Below are 23,249 nucleotides of genomic sequence, written 5' to 3' on the forward strand. Positions count from 1 at the left end.
CTCCCTCGCCACATTTACAGTGTCTAGTCCTGAAACAGGTGTAAACCTTATTCAGGATGGGACACTGCCGAAAAAAAGGGGTGACCTCAATGGTCACCCCTGTTTGCATCTGGCTTTCAGCGTATCAAGCCAGGTCCACCAACACGATTTCACTGTCCTCAATGGCAGTCACCCGCAGCACCTGCTCCTGCGCAACCGCTACACCGTCTCGAGCTTGTGCACGCAAGCCATTGACTTCAATGACTCCAGTGGCAGGCACCAGGTACGCCCGGCGACCGTTGTCCAGTCGATACTCGGCGGTTTCGCCAGCCTTCAGGTTCGCAGCCACCAACCTTGCATCAGCACGGATCCGCAGGCTTTGGTCGTCGCCGGCCTTGCCGCTGGCGAGGGTCACGAAACCTTCGCGCTGACCTTGGGGAAACGGTTTGGCACCCCAGGACGGCGCCAGCCCGGTTTCATTCGGGATGATCCAGATCTGGAAAATCTTCGTTGCCGTCGATTCCAGATTGTATTCGCTGTGAGCAATCCCGGTGCCGGCGCTCATGACCTGTACATCACCAGCCTCGGTGCGGCCCTTGTTACCCAGGTTGTCTTCATGGCTGATCGCACCTTCGCGAACGTAGGTGATGATTTCCATGTCCCGATGCGGGTGTTTCGGGAATCCGGTGCCCGGCGCAATCACATCGTCGTTCCAGACTCGCAGGTTGCCCCAGTTCATGCGCTTGGGGTCATGGTACTCGGCGAACGAAAAGTGATGATGGGCATCCAACCAGCCATGGTGGGCGCCGCCCAGGGAATTGAAGGGTCTGAGTTCAAGCATGATCGTCTCCTGAAAAGGTTCGTCATGGGGCGGAACGCTTGAGCCGCAAAACGAGAACCGGTGGTTGATGGCAAGCATCATCTATCAGTTAACAATCGATAAAAAGCGTAAAAAATGCCTTAATCCAATCAGATTATTAGATGTTAATTAAAGGCTATATTCTACGTTTCAGCATTCACTTCATCGCTTAAACCAATGATGGATAAGCATTTGACTAGAACTCGCCGGCAAATGAAGACACCATAGCCTGCAACAGCCTCACACCCTGGAGTCAGCGTGCCGCGTCACAATCCCGATCTTCCTTCCGAGCTTTTGCCCCTGGCCGAGATGCCGTTGCTCAAACGCCTGGCCGCGCGTTTTTTTGGCCACGGCCTCAATCGTCTGCGCGCGCAGCACCGGGCGTCCTGGCTGCATGGCCAGGCTGACGGCTTTCGCAGCGGTCATAGCGCGGGCGTCGACTACGGCTACAAGGAAGGCAAGCTGGACGGAATAGAAGAAGGCCGTCAGGTGCTGCTGATTCGCGACAGCCGATCCACCGAGCATCCGGCGCCGCGCATTGATGAAAATCTGTTCGACGACTGGCGGCTGCCCCTGAGTGCCGAGATCAAGAAACGCATGAAGGCCGATGTCGCCCGCTTGTTGCCGGAGTCGGCGCAGCCGAGCGCCGCCCAGTGGAAGATGATCTTCAGCGACACCCCCTCGACCTCGGTGATTGCCGGGGCGGGCGCCGGTAAGTCGACAACCCTGGCGCTGCGCATTTTACTGCTGACCCATTACCTGGGGTTTGAACTCGATTCGTTGACTGTGGTGACCTTCACCCGGGAATCGCGCAAGGACTTCATCAACAAACTGATCGGGCTGTTTGCCGTGTGGGGCCGAGCGCTCTCTCAGAAAGACGCCCGCGACCTGGTGCGAACCTTCCACTCACGCATTCTGCCGATGGTCCGTAGCCTGCCGGGATTCGAGCGGCTGCAGGCTTTCGAAAACCTTAATGGCCGTTCGCTGCTCGATGACGCCGAGGTCGACAGCAACCCGTTCGATCTGCGGATCAACGACACTCAGCGCCAACAGCTCAATGCCTGTTTTCACCGGCTGTTTACTCAAAGCGAGCGCTTTCGCGAACTGATTACGCCGCTGTCCCGTCACGCCTTGCAGCTCAAGGAGCTGGAACGCGATCACCCGGATGTGCAAAAGCGCATGGCGGTGACCGAGTTGGCGGCCAAGCGCGATGAAGAACTCTGTGATGTCGTCGAAGATCTATGGATCCGCGCAGGCGCCTGGCCGATCAAGGGCATTGAGCCGAGCCGCCAGGCATTCGAGATCAACGGTTCGACCTTCCACTGTCACGGTTACATCCCGACCCTCAACGCTTGGGTCGTGCTGGGCTTCGACCCTCGTGAAAACCCGCAAGTCAGCCGTCCCAACGCCAAACTGACGGTTCGCGCCGAATGGGCAGTCAAACGCACCCTGTTTCAAGCTTTCTGCCGTAAGCCTTTGATTTGGCTGGATAGCTACGAATCTTCAAAGCGCGTATTAGCCACACTGGCAGGGGATGCCAGCGCCGGGCCGGGGTTCGATTACAAGGTCAAGGGCGAACTCGGCTCCGCGCCACTGCTCGATTGTTTTGTCGCGGCGGCCAGCTTTATCGAAAACCTCGGGCTGGATGTTCCGGCTGCCGTGGGCCAGATGAGTTTCGCCAAGGACGATCCGGACCGTTTGTTCTTTGAAGCGCTCAGCCTGTACTGGCGAGCCCTGGAGGATCACCTGCTGGATCAGTCGCCGCCGGTGATGACCTACAACCGGATGTTCGCCTTGTTCAGTGAGCATTCGCCAGAAAACCTCAAGCTGCTGAGCGATGAGTTGCTGCGACCGATGTCGCATTTGATGATCGATGAATTTCAGGACGTTTCCCCGCAAATCGTCTCCTGGATTCGTGCAACCCTGATGGAAATCCGCAGCCGTGGTCCGGCCATGCACATCGGGCGCGGGGCGCAACGCTCGTCGCTGCTGTGTGTCGGCGACGACTGGCAGTCGATCTATGGCTGGCGCGGCAGTTCGCCGAAATACTTCATGGAGTTCAACAAGGAGTTTGCGTCACCCGCTACCACGCGGGTAATGCTCAGCGAAAACTACCGCAGCCATCAGCACATCATCGACGCTGCCGAGCATATCGTGCGCGCCGCACCGGCGATTCCCGGCAAAAAAGCCAAGGCCAGTGGCGAGCCGGGGGAACTGCTGCCGGTCAACGTCCATGATCGGGATGATTCGGCCATGGCCAAGCGTCTGATGGAACACTATCGAAACGGTGATTCAATCTTGATGCTGTATCGAAAAAGTAGCGATAAGTCATTGATTGAAGAGCATATTTCACCTGTAGTTAATGCTGATTCTAGCTTGCCATTCGAGGCTCGACGGCTCAAGCAGTTGACCTATCACAGTGCCAAGGGGCTTCAGGCAGACGCGGTGTTCCTGCTCGGCGATTGCCAGCACCTGACCAGTTCACCGTACAAGAATCAGGTCTATCGCATGGCCGGGCTGGGCAAGGACGGCGACGCGGAGCCTTATGACAGTGCGCAGAAAGACGAAATTCTGCGGTTGGCTTACGTCGGCATCACCCGGGCAGTGAAGCACTGCTATTGGTACGTCGATGGCCAGGACAATCAATCGGTCAATATGCCCAAGGCATCCGACAGGATCGCGCAGGGCAAGCCTTTCTTCGCCGATCAGCGCGTTGGCAAGCAGTCGGTCTGAACAGGCAGGTGCAGAAACCTGGAATACCTTCGAACATGAAAAAGCCCACGCTGCGTGGGCTTTGATCTCAAGGGTGCGGCTCAAGAAGCACTTTTCAGGGCAGGAGGAGCAAAGGCTTCAAGCTCATCCTCCACCGCTTCGATTATTCGCTCGACATCGGCGGCGTTCATCACGGTAGCGCAGGGAATTCCGGCAATGGCGATCATGGTCTCGCCACTGGCACGATCAAACAACCGGGCAATCATGCTGTCCGGGGCATCCATGCTCGCCTCGAATCCCATGGGATGAAAATACCAGCGCATCAGCTGGCAGGCGTTTGGAAACGTAACCTTGCTCAACGACACTCTATTCATGTGCTGCCCGCCTTGTTCATCGAGCGCGTCCGTTAGCCCGTGTTTAGGAGGGATGGGCCCTCATTGGCCCAACCGTTTGAATTTTAAAAATAGCACTCGTTGGTGAAAGGACCGTGAAATCTTTAAGGCCGTTTGGCGATTGAAGCGCTGTCATTGATCTGGATCATGTTTTGTAGGGCATCGGGCGGAGCGCCGCTGATGCTCGTTGCGTCAACTGGCGTCGGTTTCAGCTATGACGTCTACGGCACCAAGGTGTATCCGAGCCGGGAAATGATCGACAAGCTGTTTGTCCATCCCGCTGAACATCGACCGGGTTCGTACACGGTTGGGGAACAAGATTCGGACGGGGAGTTGAGGGGGTAAATTCCGTGCGGGGGCGAGAGCCAAAGATCAAAATATCGCAGCCTTCGGCAGCGCCTGCATCGGTGTTTACCTATAGGCGCTGCCGAAGGCTGCGATATTTAGGTTAATGCACTTTAAGCCGAACGTTTACAGTGCGTTTTGAATGCAACTAGATGGCGCAAAGCCACATAAAACTGCGACGTAGCAATCAAATACAACTGTACTGTTATTTAATATTTAAATAGATCATTGTCCGACAATCCATCAAGGGGATTGAACTACAAAGATTATTTCGACCCGCCGGTCATTGTTTTCGGGAGTTTTGTGGAGCAGTTCAATTTGACGTCAAAAAAGTAGTAGACGTTTGATTTCGAAATGTGTCAGCTTTCTTACGCCTTCATTGGGCGAGTGATAGGACGATCTCGCCAGAGATTGTCGCTGTCTGACAAAAACTGTTCCATTGCTAAACAAGGAAGTGTGTTTATGTCGAAAGTAAAAGTGAACGCTATTGACTCACTGGCTGCCACAAGTAGCGCCTGGTCGCAGATCGATAGTTTCAGCCATCAGTATGACCGTGGCGGCAATCTTACGGTCAATGGCAAACCCTCCTACTCGGTAGATCAAGCCGCAACTCAGCTGTTGCGAGATGGCTATGCTTGGCACGATCTCAACGGCAGCGGCAAGATCGAACTCACCTACACGTTTCTGACGGCTCCGACGTCGAATTTCAGCGGCCTGGGTGTTACTGGTTTCAGTCAGTTCAGTGCCTTGCAGAAATCTCAGGCCGTGCTCGCCATGCAATCCTGGGGCGACGTTGCCAATGTCACCTTCACTGAAGCCGCCAAGGGCGGTGACGGTCACATGACTTTCGGCAACTACAGTGGCGGCCAGGAAGGTGCGGCCGCGTTTGCCTTCCTGCCTGGCAGCGAGCCTGGCTATGACGGCCAGTCGTGGTACCTGACCGGCAGTGGCTACAACGTCAACAAGACCCCGGGCGTGAACAATTACGGTCGTCAGACCCTGACTCACGAAATCGGGCATACCCTCGGTCTGTCCCACCCAGGCGACTACAACGCCGGCGAAGGCACTCCGTCTTACAACGACGCCGTCTATGGTCAGGACACGCGCGGCTACAGCCTGATGAGTTACTGGAGTGAAAGCAACACTAACCAGAACTTCAGCAAAGGCGGCGTCGAGGCTTATTCGTCCGGTCCGTTGATGGACGATATTGCTGCGGTGCAGAAGCTCTACGGCGCCAACATGAGCACCCGTACCGGTGACACCACCTATGGCTTCAACTCCAACGCCGGCCGCGATTTCTACAGCGCGACCTCGTCGTCGGACAAAGTCGTGTTCTCGGTGTGGGACGCGGGCGGCAAGGACACCCTGGATTTCTCCGGCTTTACCCAAAACCAGAAGATCAACCTCAATGGGGCTTCGTTCTCCGACGTTGGCGGCATGGTAGGTAACGTTTCCATTGCCAAGGGTGTGACCATCGAGAACGCCATCGGCGGTTCGGGTAACGATCTGCTGATCGGTAACAGCGTCGCCAACGAGCTCAAGGGCGGTGCCGGCAGCGACATCATCTACGGTGCCGGTGGCGCGGACAAACTCTGGGGTGGCAGCGGTTCCGACACCTTCGTGTTTGCAGCAAGCTCCGACTCCAAGCCGGGTGCGGCCGATCAGATTCTGGATTTCACCAGCGGTCTGGACAAAATCGACCTGAGTGCCATTACCAACGGCGCAGGCCTGCACTTCGTGAATTCGTTCACCGGTGCAGCGGGCGACGCGGTATTGAGCTCGATCTCCGGTGGCAGCAGCCTTGCCATCGACTTCTCCGGGCACGGCGTAGCTGACTTCCTGGTCACCACCGTTGGCCAGGCAGCTACCACGGACATCGTGGCCTGAGTCGATGACTATGGGGGCAGCGCATCTGCGCTGCCCTTTGTCCTTGCCAGCGCCGCTGCAGTAGGCGAGCCTGCATAGGCTACAACCTGGAACGAAGCACCTTATGACCCATAACGCCTTTACCTACAGGGCAATGGCGTGGCTGATTGCCACGCTGATGATGTTTTCTGGAGATGTAGTCATGGCAAGCAGCCTGAGATTAGCGGACCCGTCAGAACTGGCCGGGCAATGGCAGGTTTACCTGACGGCACAGCCGCAGAACACCTGTTCACTGGAACTTGTGCAAAATCAAACATTGGCGGGCGATATTCAATGCCTCGCCGGTTGGCTGAGTGAAACACCTGTCGGTTGGTTCCCGGAACCCGACGGTATATCGCTGACCGGTAAAGAAGGTTCAAGAATTATTCATCTTGGCCGACAGCAGGAAGGGCGCTACGAAAGTACCAAACACTCTGATCCGCAGATTGTCCTGCAACGCGCTTCAGACTAAGAACACCAGAGTAAGTCGAGTCTTTTCCAGTCATGGAATAACGACTCCCTCACAGTTTTTTGCTGACCGGTAAATAACCTGAACTCTATATCGTCATGACATAGAGTTCGTTCGCTTGTCAGTTGCATTATTAAAAGCATGCCCCCGCCAGAGTGGGGGCAGTTTATTGGAACCGTGTCGAACTACCGCGCGGGCTATCAGCTCAGGGAAGATCAATGAGAATGGCGAAGACCACTCCCACTGCACCGCTATTGAAGGCGCTGGGCGACTATAAAAGTATTTTGATCAGCATCGGTTGTTTCACCGCTTTGATTAACGTACTGATGTTAGTGCCGTCGATTTACATGCTCCAGGTCTATGACCGGGTACTCTCCTCGCAGAATGAAACCACGCTGGTCATGCTGTCGCTGATGGTGGTGGGCTTTTTTGCGTTTATCGGTTTGCTGGAGACCGTGCGCAGCTTCATCGTGATTCGCATCGGCAGCCAACTGGAGCGACGTTTCAATCTGCGAGTCTATCAGGCCGCATTCGAGCGCAACCTGTTCAAGGGCGAGGGCAACGCCGGCCAATCGTTGGGCGATCTGACCCACATTCGCCAGTTCGTCACGGGACCTGCGCTGTTTGCGTTCTTCGATGCACCGTGGTTTCCGGTCTACCTGTTCGTGATTTATCTGTTCAACGTCTGGCTGGGGGTGTTCGCTACCGTCGGCGCGGTGCTGTTGATCGGTCTGGCGTTCCTCAATGAGGCGATCACCAAAAAGCCCTTGGGTGAAGCTGGCGGTTATTCGCAGCGGTCCACGCAACTGGCCACCAGTCACCTGCATAACGCCGAGACCATCCAGGCGATGGGCATGCTTGGGGTGTTGCGCAAACGCTGGTTCCAGGTGCATTCACGTTTTCTCGGCTTGCAGAACCAGGCCAGCGATACCGGTGCGGTCATCAGCTCCTTGAGCAAGACCCTGCGTCTGTGCCTGCAATCGTTGGTGCTGGGGTTGGGCGCCTTGCTGGTGATCAAGGGCGACATGACCGCCGGGATGATGATCGCCGGTTCCATCCTGATGGGCCGGGTGCTGAGCCCGATCGATCAGTTGATTGCTGTCTGGAAGCAATGGAGCGGGGCGAAGCTGGCCTACCGACGGCTGGACGCTTTGCTGCAAGAGTTCCCTCCAAATGAAGACGCTATGGAGTTGCCCGCGCCCAAGGGCCAGGTGACCTTCGAACAGGTCAGCGCCGGCCCACCGGGCAAGCGCGCGGCGACCTTGCACATGGTGAATTTCAACCTTGGGGCCGGCGAGGTGCTGGGTGTGCTCGGTGCGTCCGGCTCCGGCAAGTCGACCCTGGCGCGGGTGCTGGTAGGTGTCTGGCCAACCCTGGCCGGCACTGTGCGGCTGGACGGTGCGGACATCCATCGCTGGAACCGCGATGACCTCGGCCCCTACATCGGCTACCTGCCACAGGACATCGAACTGTTCAGCGGCAGTGTCGCCGAGAACATTGCGCGCTTTCGCGAAGCCGACCCGCAGAAGGTGGTCGAGGCCGCGCAGCAGGCCGGTGTGCACGAGATGATCCTGCGCCTGCCACAGGGTTACGACACCGTGCTGGGCGAGGATGGCAGCGGTTTGTCCGGCGGCCAGAAACAGCGCGTGGCCCTGGCCCGAGCGCTGTATGGCAAGCCAAGCCTGGTGGTGCTCGATGAGCCGAATTCGAACCTCGACACCGTTGGTGAGGCAGCGTTGGCCAGTGCCATCGCGCAGATGAAAGCCCAAGGCACCAGCGTGATTCTGGTGACCCACCGTTCCTCAGCGCTGGCCCAGGCCGACAAGTTGCTGGTGCTCAACGAAGGCCGCCTGCAAGCCTTCGGACCGAGCCAGGAAGTGCTCAAGGCGCTGTCTGGCGCACAGCAGTCTGGCGCACAACAGGAACAGCCACGGGAAAAAACCGTCGCAGCACCGGCCGGGCTCAGCATGAGCCGCCAGTATCAGGCCTCGACCAAGAGCAGCGGTGTATGAGCAAGGACAGCGGCATGACAATCGAACAAGGTTACGCACCGGAGCGCCCTGAACGCGGCGCCGGTTATTTTACCCGCTTGGGCTGGATACTCGCCGTGGTCGGCGCCGGCAGCTTTTTTCTCTGGGCCAGCCTGGCGCCCCTCGATCAGGGGATTCCGGTGCAGGGCACGGTGGTGGTGTCCGGCAAGCGCAAGGCTGTGCAATCGATGAGTGGCGGGGTGCTCAGCCGGATTCTGGTGCGTGAAGGCGAGGCGGTGAAGCAAGGCCAGCCGTTGTTTCGCCTCGACCAGACGCAGGTCGAAGCCGATGTGCAATCCTTGCAAGCCCAATACCGCATGGCCTGGGCCAGCCTGGCCCGGTGGCAGAGCGAGCGTGACAACCTCAAGCAGGTGAGTTTCCCCGCCGAGCTGAGCAACGACCCCGACCCGCGTCTGGCGTTGGTGCTGGAGGGCCAGCGGCAACTGTTCAGCAGCCGCCGCGAAGCGTTTGATCGTGAGCAGGCCGGGCTGCGCGCCAACATCGAAGGCGCCACAGCGCAATTGGCCGGGATGCGCCGGGCGCGCACCGACCTGACCGCGCAGGCTGAATCCCTGCGCCAGCAACTGACCAACCTGCAACCCCTGGCGGACAACGGTTACATCCCGCGCAACCGGCTGATGGAATTCCAGCGTCAGCTCTCGCAGGTGCAACAGCAGCTGGCGCAGAACAGCGGCGAAAGCGGGCGAGTGGAGCAGGGCATTCTTGAAACGCGCTTGAAGCTGCAACAGCACAGCGAGGAATACCAGAAAGAGGTACGCAGCCAGTTGGCGGACGCGCAGCTCAAGAGCCTGACCCTCGAGCAGCAACTGACCTCGGCCGGTTTTAATCTGCAACAGAGTGAAATCGTCGCGCCGGCCGACGGCATCGCCGTCAATCTCGGCGTGCACACCGAAGGCGCAGTGATTCGTCCGGGCGAAACCTTGCTGGAAATCGTGCCTCAAGGCACGCGTCTGGAGGTCGAGGGGCATTTGCCGGTGAACCTGATCGACAAGGTCGGTAGCCACTTGCCGGTGGACATCCTGTTTACCGCCTTCAACCAGAGCAAGACCCCGCGGGTACCGGGCGAAGTCAGCCTGATTTCCGCCGACCAGATGGTCGACGAGAAAACCGGCGTGCCGTACTACGTGCTGCGCAGCAGCGTCAGCGATGTCGCCATGGAGAAACTCAACGGTCTGGTGATCAAGCCGGGCATGCCAGCCGAGATGTTCGTGCGCACCGGCGAACGCTCACTCCTCAACTATCTGTTCAAACCTCTGCTCGACCGGGCAGGCTCCGCATTGACCGAGGAATAAGGATGTTCCGTCGTATGAGCAAGCATTCCATTCTCGGGACCGCTATTGCATTGCTGGTCTGCACCAACGTTTACGCCATGGGGCCATTTGAGGTGTACGAACAGGCGCTGCGCAATGATCCGATATTCCTCGGCGCCATCAAGGAACGCGACGCCGGCCTGGAAAACCGCACGATCGGTCGCGCCGGCCTGCTGCCAAAACTGTCGTACAACTACAACAAGGGCCGCAACAACTCCAAGGCCACGTCCCTGGACGAGCGCCGCCGCAACCAGACCGAAGACCGCAACTACAACAGCTATGGCTCGACGTTTACCTTGCAACAGCCGCTGTTCGACTACGAGGCGTACGCGGCGTATCGCAAGGGCGTGGCGCAATCGCTGTTCGCCGATGAAAACTTTCGCGGCAAGAGCCAGGAACTGCTGGTCCGGGTGCTGACCTATTACACCCAGGCGCTGTTTGCCCAGGATCAGATCGACATCGCGCAAGCGAAGAAAAAAGCCTTCGAGCAACAGTTCCAGCAGAACGAACAGATGTTCCGTCAGGGCGAGGGCACCCGCACCGATATTCTCGAAGCGGAATCGCGTTACGAACTGGCGACCGCCGAAGAAATCGAGGCCCGCGACGAGCAAGACGCTTCCTTGCGTGAGCTGGGCGCGCTGATCGGTACGCGGGATATCGATATCAAGGACCTCGAGCCGTTGAGCGAGTCCTTTGAGTCGTTCTCCTTGCAACCGGCCAATTTCGACAGCTGGCATGAGCTCGCACTGAGCAACAACCCGAACCTCGCTTCCCAGCGTCAGGCGGTGGAAGTGGCGCGGTTCGAAGTGGAGCGCAATCGCGCCGGGCACCTGCCCAGGGTCAGCGCCTATGCGACGGCACGCAAGAACGAGTCGGAAAGCGGCAACACCTACAACCAGCGTTACGACACCAACACCATCGGTATCGAGATCAGCGTGCCGTTGTATGCCGGCGGCGGGGTGTCGGCGTCGACGCGTCAGGCCAGTCGCTCGATGGAGCAGGCCGAATACGACCTGGACTCGAAAACCCGCGAAACCCTGATCGAGCTGCGGCGCCAGTTCAGCGCCTGCCTGTCAGGGGTCAGCAAGTTGCGCGCCTATCAAAAGGCCCTGACCTCGGCCGAAGCGCTGGTGGTCTCGACCAGGCAAAGCATCCTCGGTGGCGAGCGGGTCAACCTTGATGCACTGAACGCCGAACAGCAGCTCTACACCACACGCCGAGACCTGGCCCAGGCCCGTTATGACTATTTAATGGCCTGGACCAAGTTGCATTACTACGCCGGCAACTTGCGCGAGGAGGACCTGGCCAAGGTCGATGAAGCCTTCGGCGCGCGTAAGACCACCCGATAAACGCCACACCGCTGCACCGCCCCGGGATAGGGGACTACAAGTCTAATAACGCCAGGAAAGCGAGTATTTATGAACACGGACGTACGTCGTAATCGTGCCCAGCCGATCACCACCGGCTCATTGTTGTTGCTCGTCGCCGCGCTGCCTGCTGCAGTTCAGGCGGCTTATCTCGATCCGGGGCAAGTGGGGGATCCCGCCAGTTGGCGCACCGCTGAGTACCAGCGCGACTGGGGCCTGGATCGCCTGAAGGCGAATGAAGCCTACGCCGCAGGATTCACCGGTAAAGGGGTGAAGATCGGCGCGCTGGACTCGGGTTTTGATCCGAACCATCCCGAAGCCGCACGCTTTCATGCGGTCACGGCCACCGGCAACGACCTCAACGGCACACCGTTCAGTGTCAGCGGCATTCACAACGCCAACAACGACTCCCACGGCACCCATGTCACCGGCACCATGGGCGCTGCGCGTGACGGTGTCGGCATGCACGGCGTGGCGTTCAACGCGGATGTGTACGTCGCCAATACCAATCAGAACGACAGCTTCCTGTTTGGCCCCGGCCCCGACCCGAAGTATTTCAAGGCGGCCTATGACGCCTTGGCCGATGCTGGCGTGCGGGTAATCAACAACAGCTGGGGCAGCCAGCCCAAGGATGTCGACTACAAGACGATTGACAGTCTGCACGCCGCCTATGCCCAGCACTGGAACCGCAACACCTGGATCGATGCGGCCGCTGATGTCTCGCGTCGCGGCGTGATCAACGTGTTCAGCGCCGGCAACAGCGGGTACGCCAACGCCAGCGTGCGTGCGAGCCTGCCGTATTTCGAGCCGGACCTGGAAGGCCACTGGCTGGCGGTCTCGGGGCTGGATAAAAACAACCAGCAAAAATACAACCAGTGCGGGATCGCCAAGTACTGGTGTATCAGCACGCCGGGCGCGCAGATCTACAGCACCATCGTCGGTGGCGGTTATGCCAGTTACAACGGCACGTCGATGGCGGCGCCCCATGCAACCGGGGCCTTGGCGCTGGTGATGGAACGCTATCCGTACATGAACAACCAGCAAGCCTTGCAGGTGTTGCTGACCACAGCCACCCAGCTTGACGGTTCGATCACCGACGCGCCGACCGCTCGGGTCGGTTGGGGCGTGCCCGACCTTGCGCGGGCGATGAGAGGGCCGGGGCAATTGCTCGGTCCATTCGACGCCAGTCTTGCCGCCGGTCAACGTGATGTGTGGAGCAACGACATCTCGGACAAGGCGCTGATCCAGCGTCAGAGCGAAGATGCCGCCGAACACAGCGCCTGGCAACAGACCTTGAAAGACAAAGGCTGGGAAAACGGTGTCGCGGCCAATGCCAGTCAGCAGGACCAGACCGATTATGCGGTGGGTACGGCGCGCGATGCGGCTGCCGCGACACGACTGTATGAAGGCAGCCTGATCAAATCCGGTGCGGGTCAGTTGATACTGGCCGGGAACAACAGCTATCGAGGTTCGACCACGGTGGATGGCGGGCTGTTGACGGTCAATGGGTCGCTGAGTTCGGCGGTGACGGTCAATGACAGCGGCACCCTGGGTGGCTCCGGGCGAGTCGGTGGATTGATCGCCAACCGCGGCGCAACCGTCGCGCCGGGCAATTCGATCGGCACCTTGCAGGTCAGCGGTGATGTGACGCTGGCCCCCGGTTCGACCTATGCGGTGGAGCTGTCGCCGACCCGCAGCGACCGCATTGTTGCCAGCGGCACGGCGACCGTTACTGGTGCCACCGTCAGCCTTGCGCTGGAAAACAGCCCGACACTGTTAAGTGCCAGCCAGGTCGAAAGCCTGCTGGGTCACCAGTACAACATCCTGCAAGCGGCGGGCGGTATTCAGGGGCAATTCGCTGCGGTGGTGCCGAACTATCTGTTCATCGGCGGCATTCTCGACTACTCGGCGACGGGCGTGCAGCTGGCGATTCAACGCAACGGCACGTCGTTCGCCAGTGTTGGGCAAACCCCGAATCAACGTTCCGTGGCTGCTGCCGTCGAGCAGTTGGGCACCGGCAATCCGGTTTACGAAAGCCTCTTGCTGTCGCCATCGGCAGCGTCTGCCCAACAGGCGTTCCAGCAGTTGTCCGGAGAAATCTATCCGGCGCTCGACACCTTGCTGATCAACGACGGCCGCTACCTGCGTGATGCGGTGACCGAGCGTTTGCAGGCCGATCCGGCAACGGGCGGTAGCGGTTGGGTCAAGGCGCTGGGCGCCTGGGGCAAGACCGATACGCGCAATGACGCGGCGGGTTCGACCACCTCGATTGGCGGCTTGCTGGCTGGGGTCGACGGCTTGCTCGACGAAGACACTCGTCTGGGATTCGTCACGGGCTACAGCGACAGCTCGCTGAACCTGGACAGCGGCACCCACTCGCGGGCGCAGGTCGACAGTTACCACCTGGGCGCTTACGCCGGACGCGAACTGGGCGCGTGGCGTCTGAGTCTTGGCGGGTCTTACAGCTGGCACCGGGCAGACATCAAGCGCGACCTGCACTACGGCGAAGTCAGCGCCAAGCAGAAAGCCAAGGTCGACGCCAACACCACGCAAGTGTTCACCGAAGCCGCCTACCGGATGGACCGGCTGCCCGTGGCACTGGAGCCGTTCGCCAACCTCGCCTATGTGCACCTGGACACTGAAGGTTTCAGCGAAAAAGGCGATGCCGCAGCGCTGAAAAGTGGTCGCGATACGCGTGATGCGGTGCTCGGTACGTTGGGTGTGCGAGCGCTGAAAACCATCAACCTTTCCAGTCAGCAACAGCTCGACCTGGCCGGCACCCTCGGCTGGCAACACAACCTGAGCGCTACCCGATCGGAAGACCATCTGGCGTTTGCCAGTGGCGGCCCGACGTTCGCCGTCGAAAGCGCACCACTGGCGCGCAACGCGGCGCTGATCGGGGTTCAGGCAGGGCTGGCATTGGCCAAGGACGTCCGTTTGAACCTCGATTACAACGGCCGTCTGGCCAGCGGCGAAAACAGCCACGGAGTAGGCCTGAGCCTGAATTGGCAGTTCTAAAGAACACTACAGCTTTTGTAGCAGCTGGCGCAGCCGGCGTTCGAGTCGGTCCGCGTTCGGGCGAAGCGCTCGCCATGCGGACGGCTCGGTGAGCCTGATGCACCGCGGGGCATGGTTTTACGACTGCTTCGCAGCCGAACGCGGCCTGCGGCCGCTGCTACAGGGTTGTGTGTGCAACGTAGCTTTTGTAGCAGCTGGCGCAGCCGGCGTTCGAGTGCGAAGCGCTCGCCAATGCGGGCGGCTCGGTGAATTTGATGCACCGCGGGGTATGGATTTACGCCTGCTGCGCCCGAGCGCGGACCGAGCCGAATGCGGCCTGCGGCCGCTGCTACGGGGGAGCATGGAACACAACAAGATGCGTGCGGATAAACACGCGGGGATTCAAGCAAGTCAACTAAGGAAGGTAGCTGGATGAAAGGCAAGTCGCGCAACAACACACCTGTGCAAATCGGCATCAGCCGCAAGGCCAAAGCTCTCAATGGAGCCTTTATCGCTTATATGGCGGCGATCGGGGTCGCTCAGGCCGCGCCCTATGTGGAAAGCGCCAAGCTCGGCGATCCGAACAGCTGGCGCAGTCCCGAATTCAACGCCGAGTGGGGCCTGGGCGCGATCAACGCCCAGGATGCCTACGCAGCCGGGTACACCGGTAAAGGCGTCAAGTTGGGCATCTTCGATCAACCGGTCTACGCCAAACACCCGGAGTTTTCCGGCGTGGACAAAGTGGTGACGCTGGTCACCAGCGGTATCCGTGAATACACCGACCCCTACATTCCGGTCAAAGCCGGAGATGCCTTTCGGTATGACGGCACACCGACGATAGGTTCCGACGGCAAGCTGGGGTACCACGGTACTCACGTCGGCGGGATTGCCGCCGGCAGCCGCGATGGCAGTCCGATGCACGGTGTGGCGTTCAACGCGCAAATCATCAGCGCCGACAACGGCGACCCGGGACCTGAAGACGGGATCATTCTCGGCAACGACGGCGCGGTCTACAAAGCCGGCTGGGACGGCCTACGAGAAAGCGGCGCACGGATCATCAACAACAGCTGGGGCATCGGCATCACCGATCGCTTCAAAAAGGGCGGCAAGGACCCGGCGTTCCCGCATTTCACCGTGCAGGACGGCCAGGCACAGTTCGATCAGATCCAGCCGCTGCTCAACACCAAACAGGGCGGTGCGTACCGGGGCGCCATCGACGCGGCGCGCAGCGGTATCGTGACCATCTTCGCCGCGGGTAACGACTACAACCTCAACAACCCGGACGCGATTGCCGGCCTGGGCTACTTCGTGCCGGACATTGCCGCAAACTGGGTCACGGTCGCGGCGCTGCAAATGAACCCGGACACCACTAGCGCCAATCCCTACATCATCAGCACCTTCTCGTCGCGTTGCGGTTATACCGCAGGCTTTTGTGTGTCGGCACCGGGTACCAAGATCTACAGCGCGGTGCTCGGCGGCACCAACGCCGATGACCTGACCGTGGGCTATGCCAACAAGAACGGCACCTCGATGGCCGCGCCACACGTTGCCGGCGCCACCGCCGTGTTGATGGAACGTTTCCCGTACATGACCGGCGCGCAGGTCGCCACGGTGCTGAAAACCACCGCCACCGACATGGGCGCACCGGGCATCGATTCGTTGTACGGCTGGGGCATGATCAACCTGCGCAAGGGCATCGACGGTCCGGCCATGTTTGTCGCCGATGCCGACATCCCGCAGGAATTCCGGGTGGCCGGCTCCTACGGCTCCGGCCAGTTTGTCGCCGACCTGCCGGGCATCGGTGCGGTCATCGATGCCGGCAAGCCAACGCAGCGGATCTGTAACGACATCAGTTGCGGGTTCGACGTCTGGCGCAACGATATTTCCGGCCACGGCGGCTTGACCAAGCAGGGCATCGGCACGCTGGTGATGACGGGCAACAACACGTATGCCGGGCCAACCCTGGTGAATCAGGGGCGACTGGCCCTCAACGGTTCGTTGCTGTCGGCGGTCACGGTCAACGACAGCGGCATCCTCGGTGGCTCCGGGCAGGTCGGCGCATTGACCGCGAAAAGCGGCGGCACCGTTGCGCCGGGCAACTCGATCGGCACTTTGCACGTGGCCGGCGATGTGACCTTCGAGCCCGGCTCGACCTATGCCGTCGAGCTGTCCCCGACCAGCAGCGACAGCATTGTTGCCGGTGGCACAGCCACGATCCAGGGCGCGACCGTGAGCCTGTCGCGGGAAAACAGCCCGACGCTGTTAAGCCCCGGCGACGTGCGCAGCCTGATCGGTCATCAGTACAACATCCTGCAAGCGGCCGGCGGTATCCAGGGCCAGTTCGGCGCGGTGTTGCCGAACTACGCGTTTATCGGTGGCAGCCTCGATTACTCGGCGACCGGCGTGCAATTGGCGATCGAGCGCAATGGCAACTCCTTCGCCAGCGTCGGGCAAACCCCGAATCAACGCTCCGTGGCTGTCGCTGCCGAACATCTGGGCGCGGGCAACGCCGTGTATGAAAGCCTGCTGTTGTCGCCGAACGCGGCGAGCGCGCAGCAAGCCTTCCAGCAATTGTCCGGAGAAATTCATCCGGCGATCGGCACCTTGCTGGTCAACGACTCGCGCTATCTGCGTGATGCCGTCGGTGAGCGCCTGCGCGATGGTGGTCTGTATGACGCCGCAACGCCGAACAGCGCCGAAAACAACGCCTGGGTCAAAGTACTGGGCGCCTGGGGCAAGACCGACAGCGGCCACGACAACGCCAACTACACCAGCTCCATCGGCGGTCTGCTGGCCGGGGCCGACGGTTTGATTGCCGACCACACGCGCCTGGGTTTCGTCACCGGTTACAGCAACAGTTCGCTGAACATGGGCGATGGCACCCATTCTTCCGCCACGGTCGACAGCTACCACTTGGGCCTGTACGCCGGGCATGAAATGGATGCGCTGCGTCTGAGCGTCGGCGGTGCGTACAGCTGGCACCGCATCGATGCCAAACGCGACCTGCAGTTCGGCGATGTCAGTGCCAAGCAGAAATCCAAGCGCGATGCCCACACCACACAAGTGTTCACTGAGGCGGCTTATCGCCTGGACCTGCAGCCGTTGGCACTGGAGCCGTTCGCCAATCTGGCCTACGTGCACCTGGACAGTGACAGTTTCACCGAGAAGGGCGGTGCAGCAGCGCTCAAGAGCGGCGACGACACCCGTGACGCGGTGCTTTCCACACTGGGTCTGCGAGCGAGCAAACGCCTGGCACTCACCGAACATCAGCAACTCGACCTGTCCGGGACCCTCGGCTGGCAGCACAACCTGAGCAACATCCACGCCGAGGAAAACCTCGTGTTTGCCTCCGGCAGTACGCCGTTCGCCGTGCAGAGCGTTGCCATGGACCGCAATGCGGCGGTGGTCGGTGTTCGCGCCGGGCTGGCGTTGGCACGCGATGTCTCGCTGAACCTGGATTACAACGGACTGCTGGGCTCGCGGGACAAGACCCACGGCGTCGGGCTGACCCTCGACTGGCAGTTCTGATTTGAAAAACCGCAACACGTACCAGCAATGAAGAGGCAAGAAAATGGGTGTTTTTGATTACAGGAAGTTCGGCAGCGAGGCCAGCAAGGCCTTGTACAGCGATGCGATTGCATTGACGCTTTACGCCTACACGCCGACTGGCAAGCCATTGGCTACCGGCTGGACGCCGGTCACCGCCGGGCAATTGGGTTATCAAGGCAAGGTCGGCGCCCAGGGCACCTTCTTTGGCGAGCAGGAAGGTTTTACCAGCGCCGAAGCCGAAGTACTGGCCAAGTACGACGCGGCAGGCAAGCTGATCTCCCTCGGCATCGCGTTCCGCGGGACTGGAGGCCTGGGTTACAGCGACACCTACGGCGACATGAAGAATAATCTGCTGGCCGCTATCGGCCCGAAGGATTATGCAAAGAACTACGCCAAAAGCGCCTTCGACACCTTGCTCAAGGACGTCGCCGCGTTCGCCAGCGCCAAGGGCCTGAATGCCAAGGACGTGCTGATCACCGGCCACAGCCTCGGAGGCCTGGGGGCCAACAGCATGGCCGAATTGAGTGCCGACCACTGGGGCGGTTACTTCAAGGATGCCAACTACATGACCTTCGCCTCGCCGACGCAAAGCCCGGCGGGCACCCATGTGTTGAACATCGGTTACGAAAACGACCCGGTGTTTCGTGTGCTCGACGGCACCACCTTCACCAGTTCATCGCTGTACAAGCACGACAAGGTTCAGGACTCGGCGACCAACAACATCGTCAATGTCAACGACCACTACGTCTCCACCCAGATGACCCCGTTCAGCATTGCCAACCCGCAACACTGGGCGGCCCACAGTTCCCTCGGCTATGCCGACGGCCTGAACCGGGTGATCGGCTCGAGCTTCTACGACCTCACCAGCAAGGACTCGACGATCCTCGTCTCGACCTTGTCGGAGTCGTTGCGCGCCAGCACCTGGATCGAAGACCTGGGCCGCAGTGGTGAAACGCACACCGGCAGTACCTTCATCATCGGCACCGACAGCAACGATTTGCTGCGCGGCAGCGCCGGCAATGACTTCCTTGAAGGCCGCGACGGCAATGACACCTTCAGGGACGCAGGTGGCTACAACATCCTGCTCGGCGGCAAAGGGCAGAACGTTTTCGACCTGCAACAGCCGCTGAAGAACTTCACCTTTGCCAACGATGGCGATGGCACGCTGTATGTGCGCGACAGCTACGGCGGCATCAGCATGACCCGCGACATCGGCGCGCTGGTCAGCAAGGAATCGGGGGCCATGTGGGGTCTGCTGAACAAGGACGTTACCTACAACGTCAGCGCCAAAGGTTTGTTGGCCGGCACCGAGCTGACTCACTACAGCCACTCGCTCAATGGCGATGCCTACGGCAATTCGCTGGTTGCGACCGCTGACGGTGACTGGTTGTTCGGGTTATCCGGCAACGACGTGCTGCGCAGCGACAAGAGCCAGGTGACGTTCGTCGGCGGCGAGGGCAATGACGTCATGTATGCCTCCGGCGGCCACAACACTTTCCTGTTCAGCGGCGCGTTCGGCTTCGACGCCATCAATGGTTACCAGGGCAGCGACAAGCTGGTGTTCATGGGCGTTCAAGGCGCAGGGCAGGGCTATGACTACAGCCAGCACGTTTCGCAATCGGGTAACGACACGCTGCTCAAGGTCGGCGACTACGCGGTGACGCTGGTGGGTGTCGGCCTGAATAACCTGTCGGGTGCGGAGATCATATTTGCTTAAACCACAGAAGCACTAAATGGAACGCCCTGCGCTGCAGGGCGTTCCAGCTGCGTGAGCTTTCTCTAACAATTTCAACAAAAGAGAGGCAATACCATGGGTGTCTATGACTACAAAAACCACAACTCAGCCGAATCCAAAGCGCTGTTTTCCGATGCGCTGGCGATCACGCTGTACTCCTATCACAACCTCGACAATGGCTTTGCCACGGGCTATCAGCACAATGGTTTCGGCCTTGGGCTGCCGGCGACGCTGGTCACTGCGCTGATCGGCGGCACCGACTCGCAAGGGGTGATTCCCGGCGTTCCCTGGAATCCCGATTCGGAAAAAGCCGCGCTGGACGCCGTGCAAAAGGCCGGCTGGACCCCGATCACTGCCAGCCAGTTAGGCTATGGCGGCAAGGTCGATGTGCGGGGAACCTTCTTCGGCGAGAAAGCCGGTTACACCAGTGCTCAGGTCGAGATCCTCGGCAAGTACGACGTTCAAGGCCATCTCACCGAAATCGGTATCGCGTTTCGCGGCACCAGCGGCCCACGTGAAATACAGATCAGCGACTCCATCGGCGATGTGATCAACGACCTGATGGCGGCGCTCGGGCCCAAGGACTACGCCAAGAACTACGTCGGCGAAGCCTTTGGTTCATTGCTCAAGAATGTCGCCGCATTTGCCACCGCCAATGGCCTGAGCGGCAAGGATGTACTGGTCAGCGGCCACAGTCTCGGCGGGCTGGCGGTCAATAGCCTGGCGGACCTGAGCGGCGATCACTGGAACGGCTTCTACAAGGATTCCAACTACATCGCCTACGCGTCACCGACCCAAAGCAGTACCGACAAGGTGCTCAACATCGGTTACGAAAACGACCCGGTATTCCGTGCGCTGGACGGTTCAACGTTCAACCTGGCATCGGTCGGCGTACACGATGCGCATCAGGATTCGGCAACCAACAACATCGTCAGCTTCAACGACCATTACGCCTCGGCGGCATGGAACGTGTTGCCGTTTTCGATCCTCAACGTCCCGACCTGGATTTCCCATCTGCCCACCGGTTACGGCGATGGCATGACCCGGGTGCTGGAGTCGAAATTCTATGACCTGACCAGCAAGGACTCGACGATCATCGCCGCCAACCTGTCGGACCCGGCGCGCAGCAACACTTGGGTTCAGGACCTCAACCGCAACGCCGAGCCGCACAAGGGCAGCACCTTTATTATCGGCAGTAACGGTGACGATTTGATCCAGGGCGGCAAAGGTAATGACTATCTGGAGGGCGGCGATGGCAACGACACCTTCAGGGATGCCGGCGGCTACAACATCCTGCTGGGCGGCAAGGGCAGCAACACGCTGGACTTGCAGCAGTCGGTGAAAAACTTCGATTTTGCCAACGATGGCGCCGGTACTGTGTACATGCGCGATGCCAACGGCGGGATCAGCATCACCCGCGATATCGGCAGCATCATCAGTAAAGAACCGGGGTTTCTCTGGGGCTTGCTCAAGGATGACGTGACCCATAGCGTCACCGACAAAGGCTTGCAGGTCGGCAATAACCTGACCCAGTACGCGTCATCGGTGAAGGGCGACGCGGGAGACAATGTCCTCACGGCGCATGCAGCTGGCGACTGGCTGTTTGGCCTGGACGGCAATGATCATCTGATCGGCGGCAAGGGCAATGACGTGTTTGTCGGCGGTGCCGGTAATGACCTGATGGAGTCGGGAGGCGGCAGCAACACCTTCCTGTTCAGCGGCCACTTCGGCAACGACCGGATCCTTGGCTACCAGAGCAGCGACAAGCTGGTCTTCCTCGGGGTCGAAGGCGTGGGGCAAAACTACGACGTACGCGACCACGCCAAAGCCGTAGGCACCGATACCGTGCTGAGCTTCGGTCATGACTCGGTGACGCTGGTCGGGATCGGGATCGATCACCTGGCCAGTTCAGGCGTGGTGATCGCCTGACATTAAAAAGCCCGGCGCGAACCTCGGTTCGCGTCGCAATGCTGTTCACTTAAGCCGATGTTTCAGGCTCATCCGCAGTTGTGGCGAGGGAGCTTGCTCCCGCTGGACTGCGTAGCAGGCCCAAATCAGGGCCGCTTCGCACCCCAGCGGGAGCAAGCTCCCTCGCCACAGATACTTCTCAGGCCTCCAGACTTCCTTAAGTGAACAGCATTGCGGTTCGCGTCGGGCTTTTCAGCGTTTATTCATAGTGAATCACGATGCCCTTGAGCTTGCGTCTCTGCTCGGAATGGAGATCCCGGTCCAGCGGAAGCGCGACGCTGACGTAATCCGAAATGGGTAGGGTCATGTCGTAGATCACCACCACCGCATCGCCGCCGATTTTTGCCGCTTCTTCACGCAGTCTCTGCTCGAACTCGCTGACGGGCGGGGCCGGCTGCGTGCGTGTGTGCAGAATCACTTCACCCAACCGCGTGTACGGTCGTGTCGGCGCGGTACGCAGTATTTGCACCGAGTCCGGGGACGTCGCGGTTGTGTGCTCGGCCCCGGCGTATTCGGTGGTGTGCGCGCGGATACTGCTGCACGCACTGAGCCCGAATACGGTAAGGGCCAGTGCCAGCACTTTGAAGCCGGGCAGGGGAAGCGCGAAGTCCTTATCGCTCAATGGGCGTTGTAGGGGCTGCACGCTGGTAATTCCTTCTGATTGAAAAAGGTGACCTGTCGCTACACGACAGGCTCAAATACCGGACAAAAGCATTTCCTCGGGATCAGGAAAGCGCCCGTCGACTCTGAAAAGCATAGCCACAATGTTCCGGTGAGCCAGGCGTAAATTAGAATTTTGCGGGTGTGCCCCGGTATTTTTTTTGCCATGGCATTAAACCACCGGGCAGGCCATACGTTTCCAGAGGGCGCCACCTTCGAGCAACACAGACACCAGGCGCGGTGAACCGAAACAGGAGATTGAACACAGTGAGTAACAGCAAGAGGCAGGCAGTCGCAGCAGCGCTGATGATGTTATCGGCGAGCGCGATGGCCGAGGAGTTGCCTCATGGCTCGATTTTGAACCGATATGGCGTAACTGCCGATCAACTGCCAACACCCGCACAGGTTGAACAGACCGAGCCTGAACCCGAGAACAGCCGTTTCCAGATTCAGCCGGAACAACCCTGGGTGAAACTGAGCCTGGGTGATGGCAAGCAACCGCCCGTGACCGGCAATATCAGCATCGACAACGCGAATGCCCGGGAATACGAGCGCTGCCAAACCATCAGGGGGCAATTGCTGCGACGCGGCGGGCAGGTCATTTCCTGCGATAACAGTATCCCGGGGCAAGACCCTGCATTGCAGATGCCCTGAGGCTTTCGATCATTTTCCGGTGCGGATGGTGGCGACATCGTCCGCCTTGACCTTGATCTTGGCGTCGGAAATGTCCTTGAACTCAATGAAACCGTCTGTGCCTTTGGTTTTCGGCGTGTCCTGGGTCAAATATTGCGTGCCGTTCTGCAACGTCACCACCGTTGGCGACGCGCAACCGCCTAATGCCAGCAAGCCGACGATCGCCAAGGGCATGCTCAGAATACGGATATTCATCAATAAACCTCTCTTACAGAATTCTTTTGATCGTCTCGACGCACAGGTGCGTCATTTCGATAC

General features: G+C 59.7%; 15 protein-coding genes. 11 read left to right on the plus strand and 4 right to left on the minus strand.

From position 1 onward, the window contains the following. Positions 1-124: 124 nt before the first annotated feature. On the minus strand, positions 125-820 hold the full coding sequence (locus AO353_RS24670; RefSeq protein WP_054597308.1) for a pirin family protein: 696 nt from the start codon (positions 818-820) through the stop codon (positions 125-127). Between the two features lie 276 nt (positions 821-1,096). Between AO353_RS24670 and AO353_RS24675 the strand changes: the two genes are divergently transcribed. Next, positions 1,097-3,571 (plus strand): UvrD-helicase domain-containing protein, encoded by a 2,475-nt coding sequence (locus tag AO353_RS24675; protein WP_054597309.1) that lies wholly within the window; start codon positions 1,097-1,099, stop codon positions 3,569-3,571. Between the two features lie 80 nt (positions 3,572-3,651). On the opposite strand, the gene AO353_RS24680 is transcribed toward AO353_RS24675, so the two are convergent. After that, on the minus strand, positions 3,652-3,924 hold the full coding sequence (locus AO353_RS24680; protein ID WP_054597310.1) for a DUF1652 domain-containing protein: 273 nt from the start codon (positions 3,922-3,924) through the stop codon (positions 3,652-3,654). An 825-nt stretch (positions 3,925-4,749) separates the two neighbouring features. On the opposite strand from AO353_RS24680, the gene AO353_RS24690 reads away from it, so the two are divergent. The 9 genes from AO353_RS24690 to AO353_RS24730 all read left to right on the plus strand — a co-directional run bounded on the left by AO353_RS24690 (position 4,750) and on the right by AO353_RS24730 (position 21,599). Then, positions 4,750-6,174 carry a serralysin family metalloprotease gene (locus tag AO353_RS24690; RefSeq protein ID WP_054597312.1) on the plus strand — a complete coding sequence of 475 codons (1,425 nt, stop codon included), beginning with the start codon at positions 4,750-4,752 and terminating at the stop codon, positions 6,172-6,174. 103 nt (positions 6,175-6,277) lie between these two features. After that, positions 6,278-6,664 carry an AprI/Inh family metalloprotease inhibitor gene (locus AO353_RS24695; protein WP_054597313.1) on the plus strand — a complete coding sequence of 129 codons (387 nt, stop codon included), beginning with the start codon at positions 6,278-6,280 and terminating at the stop codon, positions 6,662-6,664. A gap of 215 nt (positions 6,665-6,879) precedes the next feature. After that, on the plus strand, positions 6,880-8,673 hold the full coding sequence (locus AO353_RS24700; RefSeq protein WP_054597314.1) for a type I secretion system permease/ATPase: 1,794 nt from the start codon (positions 6,880-6,882) through the stop codon (positions 8,671-8,673). After that, positions 8,670-10,004 (plus strand): HlyD family type I secretion periplasmic adaptor subunit, encoded by a 1,335-nt coding sequence (locus tag AO353_RS24705; RefSeq protein WP_054597315.1) that lies wholly within the window; start codon positions 8,670-8,672, stop codon positions 10,002-10,004. The genes AO353_RS24700 and AO353_RS24705 overlap by 4 nt, the downstream gene beginning before the upstream one ends. Before the next feature lie 2 nt (positions 10,005-10,006). Continuing rightward, a complete protein-coding gene (locus AO353_RS24710) occupies positions 10,007-11,371 on the plus strand; it encodes a TolC family outer membrane protein (RefSeq protein WP_054597316.1) in 1,365 nt (454 codons plus the stop codon). A gap of 69 nt (positions 11,372-11,440) precedes the next feature. Beyond that, positions 11,441-14,407 (plus strand): autotransporter serine protease, encoded by a 2,967-nt coding sequence (locus AO353_RS24715; protein ID WP_054597317.1) that lies wholly within the window; start codon positions 11,441-11,443, stop codon positions 14,405-14,407. A gap of 411 nt (positions 14,408-14,818) precedes the next feature. Further along, positions 14,819-17,914 (plus strand): autotransporter serine protease, encoded by a 3,096-nt coding sequence (locus AO353_RS24720; RefSeq protein ID WP_054597318.1) that lies wholly within the window; start codon positions 14,819-14,821, stop codon positions 17,912-17,914. 43 nt (positions 17,915-17,957) lie between these two features. Beyond that, positions 17,958-19,652 (plus strand): polyurethanase, encoded by a 1,695-nt coding sequence (locus AO353_RS24725; RefSeq protein WP_054597319.1) that lies wholly within the window; start codon positions 17,958-17,960, stop codon positions 19,650-19,652. Positions 19,653-19,745: 93 nt separating this feature from the next. After that, positions 19,746-21,599 (plus strand): polyurethanase, encoded by a 1,854-nt coding sequence (locus tag AO353_RS24730; protein ID WP_054597320.1) that lies wholly within the window; start codon positions 19,746-19,748, stop codon positions 21,597-21,599. A gap of 238 nt (positions 21,600-21,837) precedes the next feature. Here the strand turns inward: AO353_RS24730 and AO353_RS24735 are convergent, their stop codons facing one another. Continuing rightward, positions 21,838-22,260 carry a hypothetical protein gene (locus AO353_RS24735; RefSeq protein WP_054598327.1) on the minus strand — a complete coding sequence of 141 codons (423 nt, stop codon included), beginning with the start codon at positions 22,258-22,260 and terminating at the stop codon, positions 21,838-21,840. Positions 22,261-22,565: 305 nt separating this feature from the next. Between AO353_RS24735 and AO353_RS24740 the strand changes: the two genes are divergently transcribed. Then, positions 22,566-22,952 (plus strand): hypothetical protein, encoded by a 387-nt coding sequence (locus AO353_RS24740; RefSeq protein ID WP_054597321.1) that lies wholly within the window; start codon positions 22,566-22,568, stop codon positions 22,950-22,952. 9 nt (positions 22,953-22,961) lie between these two features. On the opposite strand, the gene AO353_RS24745 is transcribed toward AO353_RS24740, so the two are convergent. After that, positions 22,962-23,186 carry a YgdI/YgdR family lipoprotein gene (locus AO353_RS24745; protein WP_054597322.1) on the minus strand — a complete coding sequence of 75 codons (225 nt, stop codon included), beginning with the start codon at positions 23,184-23,186 and terminating at the stop codon, positions 22,962-22,964. Between the last annotated feature and the right edge of the window lie 63 nt (positions 23,187-23,249).

This window comes from Pseudomonas fluorescens, assembly GCF_001307155.1.
In the GTDB taxonomy this organism is placed as follows: Bacteria; Pseudomonadota; Gammaproteobacteria; order Pseudomonadales; family Pseudomonadaceae; genus Aquipseudomonas; species Aquipseudomonas helvetica.